We start from the raw sequence: 20,376 nt of genomic DNA, 5'->3' as shown, positions 1-20,376 counted from the left end.
CTTTGCCTGTGTGTCAAAACATTCGAAGGGGAGTATCCGACAGCCTTGTGAAGGCTGCGGCGCCAAGTCAAGCACGCGATCGGTGGCGCAGGCCATCTGCAATCATCGAAACGCAGAAACGCTTGGGGCCACTTCTCGGAGCCGCGCGCGGTTCCGAGCCGGAGCAGGCCAGAATGTGGCGGTCCCCCTGTAGGAACTATGGGTGAAAACTATGTCTTTATCCATCGCCGGCATGAAGGGCCATCTGCGTAGTGTTCTCTTGTGCTGTTGAAAAGACAATGGGGCGTTCGTGTTCGAAAGTGTAACATTCGGTGCTTCTGGGCCAACTTCCGTGCGAAAAATCAGCTCATCAAATCGAAAATTCTAGCTCGGCAACCAGAATGATATTCCCTGAGGGGAAAAACGCTCTCGCAAAAATATCCGGCTTGATTGTGGCGATTGCTGGAATGTCCTTAAGTTTTGGTGTCGGACACGTGGGTTCTGGTTTTTCAACGATCCACCAGTCATATTGACCGCCGTTGTAACCTCAAACCTTCCTGATGCGACGCGGCACTACGCCATCCCCACCGCAGGCTGTGATTTCAACGCGCCACCGTGCGTTTGGCAACGTGACCCTTGCCGAGTTGCAGTTCCGGTATCTTTGGCAAGGTTGCCCAGGAACCGTTTGGCTCATGCAACGTTGTTGAAAAGACTTGTCCGGGGACCCCTGCCCGGTCGCGAGAGGACGCTCAATGAAAATTCCCCTGTTCACTGCCGTCGGGCTCACTCTGATGCTTTTCTTGAAACCTGCCCTGGCGGACGAAGCAGGATTTTTAAAGTCGATGGGAGGGAAATGGTCGGGCACTGGGTCAGTGACAACAAAAATCGGATCCAGACCCTTGAACGTCACATGCAAATTTGACAGCAGAGCGCGGGGCACATCTCTTATAATGTCGGGTCAGTGCCGTGGACTGGTGGTCATCCGGCGGGCAATTTCCGCCGACATCAGGGCGAATGGCACGAAATATAGTGGGATCTATATGGGACCCTCTGGCCGCCCGTCCCGCCTTTCCGGTTCGCGCTCCGGGAATTCTATCAATTTTACTGTCCGGTGGAGCAAGGAGATCAATGGCGATCTAACGGCTCAGATGACGGTCGAAAAAATTGGTGCCAAAGGATTGAGATTGAAAACAACAGACAAAGATCCAAAAACTGGCCGCCTGATTGTCACCAGTGATATCCGGCTGATGCGGTAACGGAGATCAAAAGTCTGACCACTGACGTGCAAATGCCGGGCACCCAAATCTAATCGGACGTCGCTTTTGTTTTGCCACTGTCACTAGGTTCATGACTTTCTAAAGGTTGTTCTGCTGGTTCGTCTGATGGTTTGAAGTTGGTCATCAGGCGAAGTGTGAGAAACGTCATGATCGATAGAACAAGCGCGATGTCGTAAGCTCCCAGCCCAACAGCGGTGCCGATCGCTCCAGTAGCCCATAGGCTGGCCGCGGTTGCGGTTCCTCGCACGCTTTTGCTCACCACCAGAATCGCACCACCGCCGATGAAGCCCATACCGGTGATCAATCCTTCAACGATACGAGCGGTGGCCTCGGGGCTTCCTGCTGTCAGATTTTCAGTCGCTTGGATAAAACCACAGCTGGCGATCGCGACCAGAGGAAATGTCCGCAAACCGGCGCTTCTTTCCCTCTTTTCGCGATCCCATCCTATGGGCAGCGCCAGGAGATAAGCGACGACAAGTGCGCCAAGATGTGGCAGCACGTTGAAGGACTGGGCGATTGCAGAAATCTGGTCGATCATTGGCAATTCCAAAAATAAAAAAATGTGGCGTTCCAGGTCAATTTGTTGCGCGAGGAAAGTGCCCGGCAGGCAAGGCCTTTTACTGCGTAATTCTGCGCCCAAAAAGACAAGGGGTGAGCCCGAAAGCTCACCCCTGCCGGTTATTTCTTCATTTTTGAATAGTCGAGCTTAGGAGCGTTCGACAGATCGTCCTTCGTGGTATCGACAAAGGCCTTCCAGTTGCCATCGACGTCGGCAAGGGCAACCGACGCGGGGTCAAGAACGACGTAGCTTTCGCCGATGCTGAGGAAGCCGCCGACACTTGCGACGATACCAATGACTGACTTTCCCTCACCGATTACGATATCGGAAATTTCCCCGATTTCCTCGTTTTGCTTGTTATAGATATCGACGCCGATAAGGCTGGAGGTCATCAGATCGGTGTCTTGGATGTTCACAAACTTCAGTGGAATGGTGGCGGAAGTCCCCATTGTGATGCCCGGGCCGGTAAGTGCTGCATCCGCTCCGGTCGCTGCGGCCGTCTGCGCAACGGCGGCGCCTGAGAGAAGGGAAAAAGTGAGACCGGCAAGGATCAGACGAAGGTTCATAAAAAAGCTCCTTAAAGTGAATGTTGCCGGCGGGAGAGATACCACTTCCGGCGGCGGTAAACACTCATCAGGACAATTGGTTCCGAGACGATCGCTACAAAACCGGTAGCCGCCGCGTCGCCTCTATCGTGACCCGACGGAAGTACCAATCACCTTATGGAGCGCTCCGAGAAAATGACCAGTTTGGAGGTGGTCAATGGGGATGGAAGCTGTAGCAGAAGTTTGGCGCGGAATCAGCCAGACTCCCCTCCCCTCCTCCCCAAGAGCACTGCATTAGCGCAGTACGAGGGATAATCTCAGTAGTCTCGTCGGTTGTAACCGGTCGCCGGAGTGTCCGCTTATCATTGTGTGCGGTGCTCCAGGTAAGAGGCTCAAACAGTTGGCGACTTCCGTGACGGCTGAAATCGCCATGGTGAAAGGTTCAGTCGAGCGGGCAATTCCTCTATCCGCGGTCATGACCGTTTGCGCCGTCTCAAGGTGGGATGCAGCCGGAAAATCACTTTGCTGTCTTTGCAATCGTTCACTTGGATGAGGTCTTCAACGGGATCGGCTTTCGTTCCATACAACGCGCATCCGGAACGGATCAAAGGCAACTATGTGTGAGATCATTTGACGCTATTATTCGTAAAATACGAATGAGTGATTCTTTAGCCAGGCCGGAAGTGAACGAGTTTGCTTGATTTGGGGAATGGTCAAGTTGCTGAGAAGCGTCGTTCTGTGCCAGTTGACTGGACAAATGTTGGGTGGGTTGGCGGAACACCGACGTGAGGCGGTGACCCTTATGTACTTGTAATAAAGAGACATTCTTCACTTTTGATTGCGTACATAGTGTGTCCAATCGAAGCGGTATAACCTTGGTGGGGTCTATTATCTCCTTGTCACGCTTGTAGAATCGGAGATAAATAACGGTTAACAGGCAAAATTTGCCTATAAATCGTTATCTGGACATTTTTCTAAAATGAACGCTAACTCGATGCCTTCGACAAAGATACCAATGCACTTCGAAGATCAGATCCTCGAACAGGGAGACCTGATATCGAAAAAGCTGCATCTGCTGAGCGTGCAACGGTTTCCACCAAATGCGCGAAAGACGCTGCGTTCGTTTTCTTTGGCAGAGGTTGCAACCTATCTCAACGTGTCGCAAAGCACGCTGAAGAAGCTCCATCTCGATGGCAAAGGCCCCCTGCCCCAGACATCCAGTTCCGGTCGCCGGTCTTACACGGCCAGTCAAATGCTGGAATTGCGGCATTACCTCGATCAACATGGCCGATCCGATAGCCGCATGTATGTGCCGCACCGCCGGCCCGGCGAAAAACTCCAGGTCATTGCTGCCGTTAACTTCAAAGGCGGATCCGGCAAAACCACGAGTGCCGCTCATCTCGCGCAATACCTAGCACTGACAGGCCATCGGGTGCTAGCTATCGATCTTGACCCTCAGGCATCACTGTCATCTCTACACGGCTTTCAGCCAGAGTTTGATCAAGTGGCATCAATTTATGATGCGATCCGCTACGACGACGAAAAGAAGCCCCTGTCGGAAATTATCCAGCCTACAAATTTTCCGGGTCTGGATATCGTTCCGGCGAACCTTGAGCTGCAGGAATACGAATACGACACGCCCTTGGCGATGACAAACCGCTCGTCCAACGAAGGAAAGACATTTTTTACGCGAATATCGCGAGCGCTTCAAGAAGTTGATGACCGATATGACGTCGTTGTCGTCGATTGCCCTCCCCAGCTTGGTTATCTAACCATTACGGCGCTCACGGCTGCGACGAGCGTCTTGATTACAATTCACCCGCAGATGCTCGATGTCATGTCTATGGGACAGTTCCTGCTGATGCTCGGAGGTATCTTAAGACCGATCCGCGCGGCCGGTGCAGAGGTCAATCTCGAATGGTATCGCTACCTTATCACGCGATACGAGCCGACGGACGTACCACAGGCACAAATGGTGGGTTTCATGAACACCATGTTCCATGAGTTCATGTTGAAGAACCAAATGTTGAAATCGACTGCGATCTCCGACGCCGGGATTACAAAGCAATCCCTCTACGAAGTGGAGAAATCCGCGATAACGCGCTCAACATATGAGCGCGCGATCGATTCCATGGATTCAGTTAATGGCGAAATCGCATCGCTGATCCATGCTTCATGGGGGCGATGATATGTCAGCTGACAAAAACGCGATTTTCTCGCGGAAATACAACGGTCTATGCCGAAATTGGAGCAGGTAGATGGCTCGTAAGAACTTTTTAGCAGGCTTAGTCGATGTCGATGTCCCGTCGGAACAAGCGCCGACATCCTATCCAATGCGCGGCGCTTCGAAGACAATGATACGGTCAATCGATGAAATGGCCAAACAGGCCGACCGGTTTCTCGAAGGCGAGGCAATTGTTGAGCTTGAGCCGGAACAGATCGACGGCTCATTCATCTCTGATCGGCTCGATGATGATCCGGCGGAGTTTGATGCCCTAGTTGAGGCCATCAAGGTTCAGGGGCAGAATACCCCTATTCTTGTAAGGCCTCATGTTGGAGATAGAGATCGCTATCAGGTCGTATACGGCCATCGGCGGTTACGCGTTGCCAAGGCGCTCGGACGCAAGGTCCGTGCTGTCGTCAAACAGATGGACGATCGAACGCACGTCATCACGCAGGGCCAAGAGAACTCGGCGCGCGCAAACTTGACGTTTATCGAGCGCGCCCTGTTTGCGAGACGGCTTGATGAGAGAGGATACGACAGAGAGGTCATCTCGGCAGCACTCGCTACCAATGCGGCCTCGCTGTCAAAGATGATGTCGGTAACGGAGCGCATCCCAGCGGCCCTGATCAGCACGATCGGAGCTGCCCCGGCAGTTGGCCGGGAGCGTTGGATAGAGCTCTCGCTTCTCGCCGGGAGAGCATCCAGCATCGAAAAAATCGACGTCCTCACGCGAGCCGCGACATTTCTGGAATTGCGATCGGACGATCGGTTTACGGCAGTGCTGAACGCGTTGAACAAGACTGCGCGGCCGGTGAAAAAGACAGAGTTGTCTTCAAGCGTCGCGAAGTGGCAAACCGTTGACAAGACAGTCGCAGCGGAGATCAAGAACAGCGGTAAATCGTTTTCTCTGACAATGAAGGCGAAAAACGCCAGCCGCTTCGGAAACTACCTCTCGTCGAAACTGGACACACTCTACGCCCAATTCCTGGACGAGGAACAGAAACACGGAGACTAAACCGCAAAAAGAAAAAGGCCCCCAAACGACCTAAATCGTGGAAGCCTCTCTCGTATTCCTAGCAGATCGAGAATCGCATTTCCCCGAATCATAGTCAAGAGTCTTGGGCACCGTTTTGGTGGTTGTGTTCTTTTTGCCTAAAAAAGGTGAAGGAAAATGCAGACGGGATTTGTGACGACGCCCTTTGGGCGGCGGCCGGTGACTCTTGCCTTGATAAAAAGCCAGATTGAGTCGGCTGAGATCAATCCAGGCAAATCAATCGACAAGTGGAAGATCTATCGAGACGTGTGTGATGCGCGTTCGCTTTTAGGGCTGCGAGACCGCGCCTTGTCAGTGCTCAATGCGCTACTTTCGTTCTATCCGGAAACCCATCTCTCAGACGGTAACAAGCTGGTGGTGTTTCCTTCAAACGCCCAGTTGGCCACACGCGCGAATGGCATCGCCGGCACCACGCTTCGCGAGAACCTTGCTATTCTGGTTAATGCCGGAATCATCCATCGTAAAGACAGCCCCAACGGCAAGAGATACGCGCGCAAGGATAGGGCAGGCGAGGTTGAGGACGCTTTCGGCTTCAGCTTGGCGCCCCTTCTCGCACGATCCGAGGAATGGGCCCGCTTAGCGCAGCAGGTTGCCCTCGATCGCAAACAGTTGAGGATCGTCAAGGAGAAGATCTCACTGTGCCGTCGCGATATTCGCAAGATACTCACCGCGGCGATGGAAGAGGGCGCATCTGGGGACTGGGGCAAGATCGAATCCCATTACATCGGGCTGGTTTCGCAGATAGCAAAGGCCAAAACGCACAGCGCATTGAACGGCATTCTTGACGAACTGTCGATGCTGCTGGAAGAAACACTCAACATACTGGAAAACCAGCTAGTTTTTAAAAAATCCGACAGCAATGATGACGAAGAGCGTCGGCACATACAGAATTCAAATACCGAATCTATAGTTGAATCTGAACCTGTCTCGAGAAAAGAGACGGGCAAAAACTCGATTCCCACCAGCAAGCCCCCTGCTGAACCCGTAAAGGCCTTTCCGTTGGGATTAGTGCTACGGGCGTGCCCCGACGTGGCGATGTACGGGCCAAATGGGGCGATTGGCAGTTGGCGTGAACTCATGACGGCCGCCGTCACCGTCCGATCGATGCTCGGGGTCAGTCCGACTGCCTACCAGGATGCCTGCGACGTGTTGGGACCGGAAATGGCGGCCGCAGCGATTGCCTGTATCCTTGAGCGGGGAGGGCATATCAACTCGGCAGGCGGTTATCTGCGTGATCTAACCCGAAGGGCGGAGAAGGGCGAGTTCTCGCTCGGTCCGATGCTGATGGCACTGGTACGCGCCAACGCTCGCAGCGAGCGCAAAACAGGATGAAAATGGGGATAAATGCACAAATACGTGTTCACACCTCATTAACTCCGGCGTCGCGGGGACTGATAGCTTCTGACTGTGGGATGGCGGAGGCCGGGCTGACGATGCATTTCAAACCACGCACAAGACTGATCCGGACGCCTGTAAGAGAAGCCGGGCCGGAACGTTGATTCGCAGCTGTCGCGAACTAGTGGTCGTGTTCTGCTGATCTATCGCTGAGCGAGGCTGGCCGGCAGTGTTTCGCATTGCTCGACGATAGGGGAGGGGGCGCCGGAAAGCCGCCTGGCCGTTGCCGGCAGGTGGCGCAGTCGGACTGCAATGCAACAGGGACTTCCCTGCGGAAAAGCGGCACGCCTACGCATGCAGGTTTGCGAAAGTCGTATATCAAAGGTCGGTTTACCACTCGGCGAAATGTCGGTGGGATTACTCGGGTCAGACGGCAGGCTTTCGAAGTGGGTTTTGGAAGTGAAAATGAGGGCCTTACGTTTTCTCGTAGAAGGTTCCTTCATCGGCTCCTTTGGCCGAAGCTGCGAAGCGCGTATTTGGACAGGTTCTTGCTGGCGGGAAATTTGACTGAAAAGTCTTTGTCGCCGCATTTGCGCCCAACGCACGTCCCCAAGCTGCTCGGCTGTTTCGGATCCGGTGACACCTAGGGCTTTTTTCCTTGTCTTCGTGCATCTTTTTGCCGTCGCCTGCGTTGTGACGACAAGTCAGGGAGAAGATGATGATGCAACGTGGTTCAAATAGGATGGGCAAACGGAACCGTTCTACCGGTGGAAATGAGCTTGAGGAATATTTCGCGGAGCTAGGCGACGGAGAAACGGATAATTACGGCTCTCAATTGAGCCCGCGCGGCACCAGTTCGTCTGGCCTGTCCGTTCCCGAGGAGATCCGCCGGCTTACCGCCTACGTCGCTCACCTCGACGGCATCATCTCAAGCCGTCTGGGTTCTCAGCAAGTAGCATTGCCGCGGGCTATGTCGGGTTTTCTTGGGCCAGCTGTTGGCCTTGTCATTGCTATCAGCATAGCCGTCGCTTTAAGGGCGGCTGCGCGCCGCTGACCAAGCCCCGGGCGCTTCCCAAAACATTGATTTCACTCCGGTAACCAGTGCGTGAAAAGCGTGCCGGGATAAACTTACATGAACAGGAAGTTCACATCGAGTTCGTACCGAAGGGCGCAATGTCCGACATCAACTCGAAAGGATGAAAATGAAAAATACAATCCAGACTATGGGCGCCGCTGCAATAGCGATGGTGGTAGGCTTCACCACCTTTACGGCGGCATCTGCGGCCCCGATCGCGCCCGCGCGGCTGGAAATGAAGTCGGAGATACAGGTAACTCAGTATCGCCACCGCGACGATCACAAGCCTCGCTGGAACAGGCAGCAGGAACGGCGGCATGATCGCCGTGCGGAACGTAGCGAAGATCGGCGCGGATACTGGAAGGGCCACCGAGGGTATAAGGAACACCGCCGCGGTTACCGGCGCCATAGTGACGGATTCTACTACTCCCCTGACGTCTTCCGGATAGTCATCCGTTAATGTTGATGGGGCGCCATCCGTATCGGGGTGGCGCTTGTTTCTTATTTACCGGCGACTGAGGGGGTTCTCCCGAAGGTCGTTTATTGGCCGATGCCGGTTATGAATACGAGCCCGCCAACCAAGCCAACTGGAATGGTTATTGCGTGTCTGCTAATATATGCACGCAAGAGGAGGGAACAGTGCCATGGATTCGGACAGGTTGTGCCAATTTCCCGCAATTTGGCTGCTTACGGGTGTCGGAGAACGATACAAACCAGTCGATACGGTGGCCGCGGCAGCTGAAGTACTGCTGAACGAGTGGCCGCAGAGCGGGGGAACTGAGTATCGGTTTGCTCTTGAAGCATGCTTATACGCACTTCAGGACCGCGGCCCCGCAGATGCTGTCCCAAGAGCGCTGATGCGGGCTGCGGATGAGGCCTTCATCTGTTATATCCGCGTCGTCAAAGACGGAAAGCAAGAAGCGCTGCAATCGTCCATGTCACCCCAACAACACGCCATCCGAACGATATCCAGGCTGATCGGCTCCTCGCCGTAGAGCGCATCAACCCAGCACGGTCTTATACCGGAACTGCCTGATATCTGGGTCAAAAGTACGGAATTAATGCAGAGTTTCATGCCCGGAGAGGGGGAACTTCTTTATTTGTCGGCGTTCACAATTTGGAAGGCTGCTGTGTGATGGCGCAGCGTGTCAGAAACGCTATTTTTAGGCTTTTGCTCGATGATACAGCCATTCTTGCCAGTAACAACTGATAATGCAACATTATCGGTCGTTATTTGGCAAAGACGGTCCGTGCGGTTATTCCCTCACGAGGCTTTTAAACTGCGCACAGCAAAATCATCCCAACCAAGGGTCAGCGATGATCGCGCCGGTCCCTTCGAAGTCCTTGACGTTGCGGGTGACCACTGTCAGCCCGTGAACAAGCGCGGTCGCGGCAATCAAAGCATCAACTTCATTGCGCCGATCGAGAATGTGCAGATGGGCGCAGCGCGTCGCAACCGCATCGTCGATGGCAATGATCCGGCCGGCAAATTCAGGCCGGACGTGGCTGTCGAGCCAGGTCCGCAACCGGGCGCCTTGGCGTGCATCGCGCCGCTGTACCCCAAGGATACCACGCTCCAATTCCAGGATGGTGATCGCCGAGAGGAAGAAGGAGGCCGCATCTTCCCGACCGACCCAGGCGACGACATTGGCGTCGGCCTTGCCGTCACCGATCTTGCGCAGTTCTGAGACGACATTGGTGTCGAGCAGATAGGTCAAGACAAATCCACCGGGCGCGAAACAATCTCGGCAGGCTCGGGCGAGAAATCGATCTCGGAAAGCCCCGGCATGGACAAGATCTCGACCAGGTTGCGGCGCTTGCCGGATAGACGATTGAAGTCGTCATAGGTCATCAGCACGTGCGACGGCTTGCCCCGGTCGGTGATGATCACTGGTCCATGTTGCGCGGCCTTCTTGGCACCGCTGACGTCGTGATTGAGTTCGCGGCTCGTGAGGGTAGACATGTCACTGCACTCCGATGTAGGTATGTACCTACATATAATACCAATCGTCGCCGACACAAGGTTAGACGTCATAGGATGAGGACGCGTCAGGGAATGGAGTGGCGCACCGCTCCATTCAAAGCCATGCCGGTCGTTACGCGGCTTCCCAGACCTGGTTCAATATCTTGGCAGCCAAAGCCGCCTTATCCTGTGGCAAGTAGCGGCCATAGTGCCAGGAAATCCCGGACGTTATGAGGGCCGTGTGGCAGCAGACCCTTGATGGCACCGCGGCCGGTATAGGGATTGTAGATCCATAGCGCTGAATCAGGGGCCTCATAGAACTTGGTAGTCGTAGGCCGCGTCCAAACTGGTTGTCTTCACCGTCTTGCCGAACAGAGTGCCTAGATCCTTTGCCGACCCTAGCAAGACACCGCGATGGCGATCGATATAGGCCTCGATATTTATAGAGATCAAGCAGGTCCGGCAGGTGAGCCGAAACGGTTTCTGTCCAAAGAAGGACGAGCTCGAGCTCTTGAAGGCTGCCGACGGGATAAGCACCTCCCGATCGCTCCAGCGCACCTCACCGCATTTCATGTCTTCCCGCCGTCGATCGGAACTCGGGAAGTGGCACCACGGGCAGAGACGGAGCTGGCGAAGTAACAGGTTCACGCTCTTCGCCTAGCCCGCCGTGCCCGACACAGCCGCGGCCAGCGCCCTGATCGCCGAGGCATGGGCCGGCGTTCGTGCCCGTGAAAGAAGGACGATGTCTGAAGGCGGCAGCGGTGGCAGCCCCAATTCGGCGCCGCGGTCGGGCAGGCCACGGGCGCAGATGTCGCCCATCGGTGCAACACCCGCGTCTGCAAGAATTCCGTCATGGAGGGCCGCGCAGCTTCCGGCGGTGAAGGCGTCGCGCCAGTCCACGCCGGCCCTTCGAAGCTGCGCGACCGCGATTTCTCGGACGCCGCACTCGGATCCCAGCGACACTAGCGGGATGGCGCTGTTCGAGCGCGGTCGCCAGCCCGGAGCCGTTCGCCACCCCAGCCTATCGGTGCGCAGGATCTCGCCTTCGGAGCCGCCGCCGTTACGCCGGATGATGGCGGCGTCCGCCTGGCCGGATGCGAAAGTCTCCTTCACATTCCGGGAGAAGCCGATGTTCACTTCGATGACTGCATTGGAGGGAAGCGCCACGCGAATCGCCCGTATGGCCGCCGATAGGCGACCCCCGATCGCATGATCACTGGCAGCGAGCGAGAAGTTCAGCGGTGTTTCGTTGCCGAATGTCAACGCTTCCTCGTGCTTGGCGAGCAGCTCCCGTGCCTTTGGCAGGAAGACCTGGCCGTCTTCCGTCAGGCGCAGGTGCCTCGGCGTGCGGTCGATCAGACGCCTGCCCAGCCGCTGCTCCAGCGTCTTCAGTTTCAGGCTGACGACAGGTTGCACGGTTCCCGCCGCCTCGGCCGCCTTCGTCAGGCTGCCGAGCTCCACGGAGAGAATGAACAGGCGGACGCTCTCGAGATCAATCATATAAAATCACTATGGTTGAAGTATCAGGGTTTATCTTCTCATTATGGTGAGATTAGCGCAAGGTCCTCCGGCAACAAGGAGATGCCCCATGCCCATGATCAAAGCCCGCTACACGAAACCCCAGGACGGACGCGATCCGAAACAGGAAATTGCGGCTCTGCTGTCTCGCCTGACGGCCGAAATCCTACACAAGGACCCGGGTGTCACCGCGGTCCTCGTCGAGAGCGCCGAACCCGGTGATTGGATCGTTGCCGGATCGAGTGTCGCCGACCAGAAGGTTGGAACCTTCTATGTCGAGGTCTCGATCACTGAGCAGACGAACACCAAGGACGAGACGACCGAATGGGTCCGGCGCGTCTATGACGAGATGAACGCACTTGTCGGCCCGGTGCACGAGGCGAGCTATGTTCTGGTCCACGCAGTCGATGGCGATGCCTACGGTTATGGCGGGCTGACCCAGAACCTGAGATGGGCGCGCAAGCACAGATAGTGTCGGCGACCGGATGAAGCCTGTCGCGGAATAAGGAGGACGAGATGCCGATATATGAGCTGGCAGCCGTCGGCGCCGCGACCTGTTGGGCGCTGACAGGGCTCCTGTCCGCGGGCCCCGCAGGATATCTCGGAGCCTTGGTCTTCAACAGGACGCGGCAGCTCTTTGTCGCCTTCCTGCTCGGCCTCTACGTGCTCGCGTCGGGGACATGGCGGGAACTGCAGCCCGAGGTACTATGGCCCCTCCTCCTGTCGGGCTTCATCGGCATCTTTGTTGGCGACACGCTTCTGTTCACCTGCCTGAACCGGCTGGGGCCCCGCCGCTCGGGAATCCTGTTCGCCCTCAACGCCCCGATCGCCGCGCTGCTCGGATGGGCGGTGCTTGGCGAGCAGCTTTCCGGTATCGCCATGACTGGCGCAGGCCTGACGCTCTGCGGGGTTCTGCTCGCACTCCTCTTCGGCAAGCGCAAGGCGCAGATGCACCAATGGGAGACCGTGAAGGGACCGCTTTGGCTTGGCGTCCTCGTCGGCGTACTAGCCGCGCTCAGCCAGGCGATCGGCTCCCTGATCGCGAGGCCCGTCATGGCGACCGGGATCGATCCTCTGGCCGCCTCCATGCTGCGTGTTGCGGTCGGCGCCCTCTGCCTGACCGCGCTTACCCAGCTGCCCATCGAGGCGGTCGGGCCGAAGGGGCCGCTGACCAAGAGCGTGTTCTTCCAAACGGCCATGACGGGCATCATCGCCCTGGCCTTCGGCATGACGCTCCTTCTCTTCGCGCTTTCGGGCGGAAAAGTCGGCATCGTCTCGACGCTGTCTGCGACTACACCTGTGATTATCCTGCCGATGCTCTGGCTGAAGACCAGGGAACTACCTGCGCCCGCTGCGTGGGCCGGAGGCGCACTTGTCGTGGCCGGGATGGCGCTAATCTTCTGGAGGTAGGCGTGGGCCTCAGAAGTACCGAAGTGTCTCTGACTCGAGCTGACAATCCAATTGCTGCCGTCATCGCCCGTGCATCCAGGCCTCAAGTCATGGCGCCTGTGTCTGATATGGCGGGCCAGTGGTTCGAAATCAAATCGTGTCGGGGCAGACGGCGGTGAGTTATTACGGCATTATACTTTCCATGTTCCGCGCATCCACGCTCTCCCCCTTTGTGTATGTGTCTCCCGCGCTTCATTAGGGCGAACTGACAGCTAGCCCACTTGCCACCAATGGCATGAAGCTTCTCCGCTATGTCAAGCAAAACGGCGGCATATCGCTGACGCAATCCTTAGACGCTTTTCACAGGAAATGTGTCGAATGGGCGGCACGTGAATTTCAGTGGCCCGGGTATGAACCGGAAATCCTCTATTCGGTGAATAAGGTTCTCAACGAGCCGGATCTCCCTCCGCTCTCCATACTGCATTGGGCGCTCCAGGACCTTCGTATCATCCGCCACTGCAAAGGCAGGGCCCTGTTTGCGAAGCATGGCGATAAATTCTTCAGGATCGGCCTTCCGATCGGGATCGAGGCGATCATCCTCCACTGATAAGCGCCAAGGAAAAAGTAGCCCGTGGTGCGGGTCGAAGCGCGGGCTGCGCGACGGCGAAGATGTCTCGTGCCCACGAAGTGGGGATTTTGCATGCACGCTTTTCGATCTTCGCTCACGACGGATAGTGCATCAAGGTCATCGCAGGTGTGGATCGCTGCCGTGCCGGCGGCGGGCTACCGCGATGACGGCAAGATCGGGTGCAAGTAGGTCGTGTTTATCTGCGAAGGCGACAAAAATGCTGCGCGCTGTCTCCGGCTCAACCTCGCCATCGATTGCGGCTTTGCAGGCTTTCAATGACACAGCGTGTGCAGCATCATGGTTTGTTTTTGGCCATTCCAGCAGAAATCGATAGGCCTGCAGCACCGATCGTATTTGTGTTGGCATACCTAGGCCGGTTAAAATCGTTACCGGGATTTCGAACATATCGGGTTTCATGGCGCACTCCTTTCAAAGAGCCCGATTGTTGAAAGTAAAGGGGCACCGATAACAGGCGCCCCTTGTATTCGAGCTGGTTAGGCGGCTTTCTGAGCCTCGATCTGGGGCGTGGTCACCTGTTTTGGGATGGACGTGTTCGTCTGGATCTCGATTTTGCGGGGCTTGAGGGCCTCGGGGATTTCACGGACGAGGTCAACTGACAACAGTCCGTTCGTCAGATCGGCACCAGAGACCCGAACGTGATCAGCGAGTTCAAAACGGTGCTCGAAAGGCCGACCGGCGATGCCACGGTGCAGATAGCCTTCGCCCTGCGTTTCGCCCCTGTTTCCGGTGATGGTGAGCAGGTTCGACTGGAATGTCAGGTTCAGATCGTCCTGTGAGAAGCCGGCAACCGCCACTGAAATGCGATAGGTGTCATCACCCGTCTTGACGATGTCATAGGGCGGCCAGTCGCTGATCGAGCGGGCACGCTGGGCATTTTCGAGGAGATTGAAGACACGATCGAAGCCAACGCTCGAACGGAAAAGCGGTGCATAGTCATAAGATGTTGCCATAGCCATATCCTCCTTGAAGCAACATGGGTAAGAAGGTGCCGAGCTCGCGGCACCTCAGCGATCACTGGCCCTTTCGGCATCCAGTGAGAAAATATCTGGTTTTCCAAAAATTCAGTTTCAAGATCACGGCTAGGGAAAATGACGAAAATTTTCGCGGTGGGTTCTGGTGTGTCACCGGCGTCGCAGACTTCTGTCGGAACAGCGGCACTCCTCCTCTTAAGCCGTTGTTCCTTCTTTTCGAAAAGCCTGCCGCACTTCCTCCCGCGGCAGGCTTTTTCGTTTTCGGACGAGACCGCGGACGCCCACGTCAAAGCCCATCAATTCTAGTATAAAGGCTGAACTGCCAAGCTGTTCCAGTTGGCGCCGTGGCGATTCGCATCAGCGAGCTTGGCCAAACATGGCGGAGGTTTCGTGCTGCCACGGACCACCCAAATACCGCCACAGATCGAGGCCGATAATCTCGATTGTATGCGGTCGGAATTTCTCCATAAGAGCTGCGTGCAAGGTATCCGCCGCCAATTTTGAGACTTTGTTCTGGATCGTAATATGGGGCTGCCACTTCTGCATGTCCTGGCCACCCAGCCACGGCATGAAGGCTCCCCTCAGTCTGGCGTGGATGGCCCGAAGCTCCGGGCTGGCAATCGTGAACGCGACACCAGCGCCGATATGACGAAGGTCACTGACGTCAGCTGTGATTGGAGCATACCTTGCCGCAACCTCGATAAGATGCTGGACAATTTGCTCCCTGCATTCGCCGGGCAGACGGTGAAACATCGTCAGATGCGCTGACAGAAAATTTCGATCCGGTGGAAAGTACTCCTGACGAAGACGATTAAATGGCTCGAGGTCGCCGTCGGAAATGCGCGCCGTCAGGATCAGGGGCTGAAGAGTTTTCAAGATACCAGACCGTCCATGTGAGTTTCAGAAATCCAGATCGAGCGGCGGTTGTTCCGCACCATTAGCGTCCTGGTCGTTGGTCAGCGATGACAGCGTAACTCCGAGTAGCCGCGCCGATAGCTTGAATGGATAGACGGTCGCAAGCACGGCGGAAGCGATATCGATAATCTCAGCGACATTCGCTCGGCTGCGCGGCAGTACGGCTTCGGGTCGCCTGGGTAAATCCGAATACTTGATCTTGACGGTCACCGTCTTGCCGCTGATGCCCTGTGCCTCGCAATATCTCCAGACTTTTCGGACAGCGGTTTGAGCCTAGGAATTGCGCGTTCGAGATCATCAATGTCCTTGACGAATAGCAACAGACTTTCCTCGTCCGGCTTTGGTTTGGTCTGTGGCGGCACGATCACCAGCATGTTGGCGAGGAGCGGGCGTTGCAGATGGCGGGCCTCGTCCCAAGGCGCCATCAGCCAAGTGTCGACCTCTTCCGGCGTGGTAAGAATTGCCAGCATGGCCTTTTCATGGATGGGAGAGACGATCTCGTTTGGCGATGTCGAACATCAGTGGCCGATGTTCATTGCCGGCAAACCAGGCGTTCGGCACACGCCCGCCCTCCACCTTGCTGGCCGGATCCGGTTCGGCAAAGGAGGTGAACGGCACGCCAGCGGCGCCAGTGCGGGGAACCCACATTAAGGATATTGGTGACGCCGGGGTCGTAATTCTTCACATAGGCAGGCGGTGACGGCATGCCCCACGTTGCCCGTGCGATCTCCCGCTGACCGTCCTCTGCGATGCGGGCAATCGGTGCCTGATAGCCCGGGTAAACGTCGAAGCTCGCTTCGTTCCAGCCAGCTTGATCCCGGAAGGCTTTCGTGAACTGCAGAACCGCGTCGCGGGTGGTCGTCACATTATAGAGATTGCACATTCGATCCTCTCCCTATTTCCACATGGCCCGCATGCGCGCACCGACATCGATGCGGATCTGCTGGGCGCTGCGCTCGGACGCAACTGCTGAGACCTTCGGCCAGGTCGTCGTCTCGAAGAATTGCAGCAGGGTCGTCGGAATGAACCGCGTCCTTGCGGCGTAAACGTGCCGATCACCCTGCGCGGCCTGCCCATGGGTGAAAAACCGCTGCGGCATAATCAAAGCGAGGTGATCCCGGGCGCGGGTCATGGCGACATAAAGCAGCCGGCGCTCCTCCTCCAGTTCCTGGGTCGTGCCGGTTCCAAGATCTGAGGGTATGCAACCGTCGACCACATTGAGCATGAAGACAGCGCGCCATTCCTGGCCTTTGGCCGAATGGATGGTCGACAGGATCAGATAGTCTTCGTCGAGCAGCGGCACCCCGGCCTGGTCGCTGGTGGCGTCAGGCGGATCGAGCGTCAGTTCGGTCAGGAAGCGTTCGCGCGAGGGGTATCCACTGGCGATCTGCTCGAGCTGCAGCAGGTCGGCCTTGCGGGTGTCGGCATCCTCATGGATGCGATCGAGATGCGGTTCATACCAGAGGCGTGCCTGACCGATATCCGAGGGCCAGCCATCTTCGGTCTTGCGCAGGTTTGCGAGCAACTGAACGAAGGATGTCCAGTCTTCGCCGGTCTTGGGCGGAGGCGGGATTTCAGCCAGGGCCAGCAGCGGCTCCGGGTCGGTCGCGATCGTCTCGAGAATATTGCCGGCCGTCTTTGGCCCGATCCCCGGCAGCATCTGCAGCAGGCGAAAGCCGGCGACGCGGTCGCGCGGGTTCTGGGCAAACCGCAGAACGGCCAGCATGTCCTTCACATGGGCGCTGTCGAGAAACTTCAGGCCGCCGAATTTGACGAAGGGAATGTTGCGGCGGGTCAGCTCAACCTCGAGCGGACCGCTATGACTGGACGTGCGGAACAACACGGCCTGGTTCTTCAGCGTCATGCCGGTCTCGCGATTGGCCAGCACCTGGTCGACGATGAAGTTTGCCTGCTCGGTTTCATCCTTGACGGTGACGAGTTTCGGTCGCTCCAGCGATTGCCGGTCGGTCCACAGGTTCTTGGTGAAGCGCTCGCGCGCCAGATCGATGACGCCGTTTGCCGCAGCCAGGATCGGCTGCGTCGAGCGGTAATTGCGGTCGAGGGTGATGATATCGGCGGCCGGACTGAAGGATGATGGGAAATTGAGGATGTTGCGAACGGTTGCTGCCCGAAACGAATAGATCGATTGCGCATCGTCGCCAACCACGGTCAGACCACGACCGCCGGGTTTAAGCGCCATCAGCACCGAGGCCTGAAGCCTGTTGGTATCCTGGTATTCGTCAACCATCACATGGTCAAAGCGGTTGCCAATATCGTCGGCAAGATCAGGATCGCTGACCATCTGGGCCCAGTATAGCAGCAGGTCGTCGTAATCGAGGACGTTCTGGACCTGCTTGGCTTCGACATAAGCAGCAAACAGCTGCTTTAGTTGTTCTTCCCAGGTCACCACCCATGGAAAGTGCTGGCGCAGGATTTCATTCAGCGGTGTCTGCGAGTTGACCACTCGCGAATAGATTGACAGGCAGGTGCCCTTGGTCGGAAATCGGCTCTCGGTCTTGGACAACCCGAGTTCGTGACGGGCAAGGTTCATCAGGTCGGCACTGTCCTCGCGATCATGGATGGTGAAATCTACGTTCAGTCCAATCTGCTCGGCATAGATCCGCAGCAACCGTGCCCCGATCCCGTGAAACGTGCCAGACCAGGCCAGCGCGTCGGCGAGAATGCCGGAATTGGCGCCAAGCACATGTTTGCAGATCCGCTCCACACGGCGCGCCATTTCGGACGCCGCTCGACGGGAAAATGTCATCAGCAGCATGCGCCGCGGATCGGCGCCGTTGACGATCAGATGCGCCACCCGATGCGCCAAGGTATTGGTCTTGCCGGATCCGGCGCCGGCGATGATTAGTAGCGGTCCCGCCACTTGTCCGTCTGCCAGTCCAACGCCGAATTGCACAGCCTGCCTCTGCTGCTCGTTCAGTTTTCCCAAATAGGAAACCGTCATGCCGTGATCCCCGATAGTTGCCAGTCTGTCCCGGCCGTTTTGGTTTGGATGCCCGTCGCATGTGCGTCGCGTTCCTAACTCACCGCCATGCCTACCGTCCGAATCAGAACTGACTCGTCGGGATAACAAGAACAAATAATGAACATATCAGCTGCGATCGCCGCTGGAAAGCCCAGAGCAAGGGTCTGCGTTTGACGGGCTTGGCGCCGTTGTCGCAGAGTTAGTTCGTCTTCCGATGACGGCTTCCAGATGGCTGCAGGTTGCGGCGGAAACGTCCGGCACCATCGGCATCGCGCTGCGCCGATGCCGGCGCCCGATAGAGGGAATAGACTTCGGTCAACCAATGGCCGCCACGACACGGTGGCGCATCAGCGTTCTTCCCTCTGAGCCGCTCCCTTTGCTGGGCATCGGCCGAGCGAAACGATGCAGATCATTTCAGCCTTTGCAATGAATTGGTCCAGTGTCATACGTTCGAGAGCCATAGCTTCGTCCCAGAGACTCTCTATCAACACCCCCTCGCGTGTGAGTTTCACGCTGAACGCATTGCCGGTAATGGCTAATTCGTGATGCCCCGCACGGACATTCTTGGCATAGCCAAGGTATTGCTCGCGATCGGCTAAAGTGCGTATGTCACTATCCACGAGTTCTTCAATCAGCGTTCTCACCGATACGTCATTCATCTTTCAAGGAAATTCCGTAGAATTCGAGTAGCAATCTGCCATCCTAGATTCGTAAATCGGCATTTGCCCCACCAGCAACCAACAGTTTTACCATCTCGAGATATCCGTCCCTTCTGTCGCTCGCCGCATAGGCCAATGGCGTGCTGCCGCCTTGATCCTGTGCGTCTACAAAGGCGCCGGCATTGATCAATGCCCGAGCCACATCGATGTGCTTGTAAAGCGCCGCATAGTGGAGCGGTGTCATCTTTCGACGGTCCGACTTATTTGAATCGGCATGCTTTTCAAGCAGCAGATCGACCGTGCTCTTATCATTTTCGATGACGGCGCGAAGCAGAATCGAGCTTCCATCCCTGGCATCGACCGAGTTCACGTCGATGCCTTGCTTGACGAGGACTTTAATCGTCTCGAAATCGTCGATGACGAAAGCCTTTTATAGTTCTTGATCCAATTTTTCAGCCATGGGTCAGTGGATTTGGGGGCAGGGGGCCTGTCGGGACTTAGAAGATGGGGGTAGTCCTAGCCGGCAACGTCGAGGGAGCCAGACTGGAGCTTTTCGACAATCAGCGCAAGCCTGAATGTCGATTTGCACTCGTCATGCGGGGTGCTCAATGCGGACGAGGGCGGCCCTTCCGGCTCTGGGAAATCCACGCTGATCCGCTGCTTCAACCGGCGCCAGCAACAGCGCGTCGCGATCGCCCGCAGCCTCTGCATGGAGCCGGCCGTCATGCTATTTGACGAGCCGACTTCAGCACTGGATCCGGAAATGGTCTCGGAAGTTCTTGATACGATGTCGAGCCTTGCTCGTGACGGCATGACGATGGTCTGCGTCACCCACGAGATGGGTTTTTGCGCGAGCGGTTGCCGATCGGGTGATTTTCATGAATTCCGGCCAGATCATCGAAGAGGGGAGTCCGGAGGAATTCTTCACCAACCCGCAGCATGAGCGTACGAAACTGTTCCTCAGCCAAATTCTCATGCATTGAGAACAAATTCCTAAGTCGAACAGGTAAATCGAGGCCAGTTGTTCGAATCTAATCAAGGCGGTGGAGTTGGACAAGCTTCCAGGCCATGACCTTGTAGCAGGCGAATGGGAGCGGCTATAAGACGAGAGCTGTGCCGTCTCCACCGGAATCCAAAGCAATGAGCAATAGGGCGTTGCCATGTAAGTTTCGGCCGCAATTCGGATACGCCGGGTTGGGTGGTGACGAAACGAACGCCATTCGACGACGGTCCTCATGAGGTCCAGAAGGTCATTCCTTACCTGGAGCGCGCCTTCTTGCA

Annotated in this window: 21 protein-coding genes and 4 pseudogenes; 10 read left to right on the top strand and 15 right to left on the bottom strand. The window is 56.5% G+C overall.

What is annotated here, in order from left to right:
- Positions 1-731 precede the first annotated feature (731 nt).
- Entirely contained in the window at positions 732-1,235 is a 504-nt protein-coding gene (locus ACP7BS_RS28105) for a hypothetical protein (RefSeq protein ID WP_426240727.1), read from the top strand.
- 49 nt (positions 1,236-1,284) lie between these two features.
- Here the strand turns inward: ACP7BS_RS28105 and ACP7BS_RS28100 are convergent, their stop codons facing one another.
- Both ACP7BS_RS28100 and ACP7BS_RS28095 read right to left on the bottom strand, forming a co-directional pair.
- The gene (locus tag ACP7BS_RS28100) at positions 1,285-1,794 is read right to left on the bottom strand and encodes an MgtC/SapB family protein (RefSeq protein ID WP_426240726.1); all 510 of its coding nucleotides are present in this window, start codon (positions 1,792-1,794) and stop codon (positions 1,285-1,287) included.
- A gap of 140 nt (positions 1,795-1,934) precedes the next feature.
- Positions 1,935-2,381 carry a PRC-barrel domain-containing protein gene (locus tag ACP7BS_RS28095; protein ID WP_426232335.1) on the bottom strand — a complete coding sequence of 149 codons (447 nt, stop codon included), beginning with the start codon at positions 2,379-2,381 and terminating at the stop codon, positions 1,935-1,937.
- Between the two features lie 958 nt (positions 2,382-3,339).
- On the opposite strand from ACP7BS_RS28095, the gene repA reads away from it, so the two are divergent.
- The 4 genes from repA (at position 3,340) to ACP7BS_RS28075 (ending at position 8,027) form a co-directional block, all read left to right on the top strand.
- Complete coding sequence (repA, locus tag ACP7BS_RS28090; protein WP_426232336.1) at positions 3,340-4,548, top strand: plasmid partitioning protein RepA; 1,209 nt, start codon at positions 3,340-3,342, stop codon at positions 4,546-4,548.
- A 70-nt stretch (positions 4,549-4,618) separates the two neighbouring features.
- Positions 4,619-5,599: a plasmid partitioning protein RepB gene (repB, locus tag ACP7BS_RS28085; protein WP_426240725.1), complete on the top strand. Its 981-nt coding sequence runs from the start codon at positions 4,619-4,621 to the stop codon at positions 5,597-5,599.
- 156 nt (positions 5,600-5,755) lie between these two features.
- Positions 5,756-6,970, top strand: coding sequence for a plasmid replication protein RepC (repC, locus tag ACP7BS_RS28080; RefSeq protein ID WP_426240724.1), 1,215 nt, complete (start codon positions 5,756-5,758; stop codon positions 6,968-6,970).
- A 721-nt stretch (positions 6,971-7,691) separates the two neighbouring features.
- Positions 7,692-8,027: a hypothetical protein gene (locus ACP7BS_RS28075; RefSeq protein ID WP_426240723.1), complete on the top strand. Its 336-nt coding sequence runs from the start codon at positions 7,692-7,694 to the stop codon at positions 8,025-8,027.
- 91 nt (positions 8,028-8,118) lie between these two features.
- Here ACP7BS_RS28075 and ACP7BS_RS28070 read toward each other — a convergent pair whose 3' ends face one another.
- On the bottom strand, positions 8,119-8,457 hold the full coding sequence (locus tag ACP7BS_RS28070; protein WP_426240722.1) for a hypothetical protein: 339 nt from the start codon (positions 8,455-8,457) through the stop codon (positions 8,119-8,121).
- A gap of 208 nt (positions 8,458-8,665) precedes the next feature.
- Here ACP7BS_RS28070 and ACP7BS_RS28065 point away from each other — a divergent pair, with 208 nt between their 5' ends.
- A complete protein-coding gene (locus ACP7BS_RS28065; RefSeq protein WP_426240721.1) occupies positions 8,666-9,043 on the top strand; it encodes a DUF982 domain-containing protein in 378 nt (125 codons plus the stop codon).
- 300 nt (positions 9,044-9,343) lie between these two features.
- On the opposite strand, the gene ACP7BS_RS28060 is transcribed toward ACP7BS_RS28065, so the two are convergent.
- The 4 genes and pseudogenes from ACP7BS_RS28060 to ACP7BS_RS28045 all read right to left on the bottom strand — a co-directional run bounded on the left by ACP7BS_RS28060 (position 9,344) and on the right by ACP7BS_RS28045 (position 11,511).
- On the bottom strand, positions 9,344-9,766 hold the full coding sequence (locus ACP7BS_RS28060) for a type II toxin-antitoxin system VapC family toxin (RefSeq protein WP_426233525.1): 423 nt from the start codon (positions 9,764-9,766) through the stop codon (positions 9,344-9,346).
- Positions 9,763-10,011 (bottom strand): type II toxin-antitoxin system Phd/YefM family antitoxin, encoded by a 249-nt coding sequence (locus tag ACP7BS_RS28055; protein ID WP_426233524.1) that lies wholly within the window; start codon positions 10,009-10,011, stop codon positions 9,763-9,765. Before ACP7BS_RS28055 ends, ACP7BS_RS28060 begins: the two co-directional genes overlap by 4 nt.
- A gap of 133 nt (positions 10,012-10,144) precedes the next feature.
- Positions 10,145-10,647 (bottom strand): annotated as a pseudogene (locus ACP7BS_RS28050) (hypothetical protein); the annotation flags it as partial.
- Between the two features lie 21 nt (positions 10,648-10,668).
- Complete coding sequence (locus ACP7BS_RS28045) at positions 10,669-11,511, bottom strand: LysR family transcriptional regulator (protein WP_426240720.1); 843 nt, start codon at positions 11,509-11,511, stop codon at positions 10,669-10,671.
- A gap of 88 nt (positions 11,512-11,599) precedes the next feature.
- Between ACP7BS_RS28045 and ACP7BS_RS28040 the strand changes: the two genes are divergently transcribed.
- The gene (locus ACP7BS_RS28040; RefSeq protein WP_426233522.1) at positions 11,600-12,001 is read left to right on the top strand and encodes a tautomerase family protein; all 402 of its coding nucleotides are present in this window, start codon (positions 11,600-11,602) and stop codon (positions 11,999-12,001) included.
- Positions 12,002-12,045: 44 nt separating this feature from the next.
- Entirely contained in the window at positions 12,046-12,939 is an 894-nt protein-coding gene (locus ACP7BS_RS28035) for a DMT family transporter (protein WP_426240719.1), read from the top strand.
- 724 nt (positions 12,940-13,663) lie between these two features.
- On the opposite strand, the gene ACP7BS_RS28030 is transcribed toward ACP7BS_RS28035, so the two are convergent.
- The 6 genes and pseudogenes from ACP7BS_RS28030 to ACP7BS_RS28005 all read right to left on the bottom strand — a co-directional run bounded on the left by ACP7BS_RS28030 (position 13,664) and on the right by ACP7BS_RS28005 (position 18,415).
- Positions 13,664-13,963, bottom strand: coding sequence for a DUF982 domain-containing protein (locus ACP7BS_RS28030; protein WP_426233516.1), 300 nt, complete (start codon positions 13,961-13,963; stop codon positions 13,664-13,666).
- 77 nt (positions 13,964-14,040) lie between these two features.
- Positions 14,041-14,517: an Hsp20 family protein gene (locus ACP7BS_RS28025; protein WP_426240718.1), complete on the bottom strand. Its 477-nt coding sequence runs from the start codon at positions 14,515-14,517 to the stop codon at positions 14,041-14,043.
- Positions 14,518-14,895: 378 nt separating this feature from the next.
- Positions 14,896-15,414, bottom strand: coding sequence for a 2'-5' RNA ligase family protein (locus tag ACP7BS_RS28020; RefSeq protein WP_426233513.1), 519 nt, complete (start codon positions 15,412-15,414; stop codon positions 14,896-14,898).
- A 24-nt stretch (positions 15,415-15,438) separates the two neighbouring features.
- Positions 15,439-15,663 (bottom strand): hypothetical protein, encoded by a 225-nt coding sequence (locus ACP7BS_RS28015; RefSeq protein ID WP_426233511.1) that lies wholly within the window; start codon positions 15,661-15,663, stop codon positions 15,439-15,441.
- A gap of 104 nt (positions 15,664-15,767) precedes the next feature.
- Positions 15,768-16,336: pseudogene (locus ACP7BS_RS28010) on the bottom strand (SOS response-associated peptidase); the annotation flags it as partial.
- Between the two features lie 12 nt (positions 16,337-16,348).
- Positions 16,349-18,415, bottom strand: coding sequence for an ATP-dependent helicase (locus tag ACP7BS_RS28005; RefSeq protein WP_426233509.1), 2,067 nt, complete (start codon positions 18,413-18,415; stop codon positions 16,349-16,351).
- Between the two features lie 163 nt (positions 18,416-18,578).
- Here ACP7BS_RS28005 and ACP7BS_RS28000 point away from each other — a divergent pair.
- Positions 18,579-18,836 (top strand): annotated as a pseudogene (locus tag ACP7BS_RS28000) (damage-inducible mutagenesis protein); the annotation flags it as partial.
- Here ACP7BS_RS28000 and ACP7BS_RS27995 read toward each other — a convergent pair.
- A complete protein-coding gene (locus ACP7BS_RS27995) occupies positions 18,784-19,095 on the bottom strand; it encodes a hypothetical protein (protein WP_426233507.1) in 312 nt (103 codons plus the stop codon). The pseudogene ACP7BS_RS28000 and the gene ACP7BS_RS27995 overlap by 53 nt on opposite strands.
- Before the next feature lie 43 nt (positions 19,096-19,138).
- A complete protein-coding gene (locus tag ACP7BS_RS27990) occupies positions 19,139-19,495 on the bottom strand; it encodes an ankyrin repeat domain-containing protein (protein ID WP_426240747.1) in 357 nt (118 codons plus the stop codon).
- 273 nt (positions 19,496-19,768) lie between these two features.
- Between ACP7BS_RS27990 and glnQ the strand changes: the two are divergent.
- Positions 19,769-20,078: pseudogene (gene glnQ, locus ACP7BS_RS27985) on the top strand (glutamine ABC transporter ATP-binding protein GlnQ); the annotation flags it as partial.
- Positions 20,079-20,376: the final 298 nt, after the last annotated feature.

The organism is Pararhizobium sp. DWP1-1-3 (genome assembly GCF_049896125.1).
Lineage (GTDB): Bacteria > Pseudomonadota > Alphaproteobacteria > Rhizobiales > Rhizobiaceae > Pararhizobium.
This window is presented reverse-complemented; position numbering and strand designations above follow the sequence as displayed.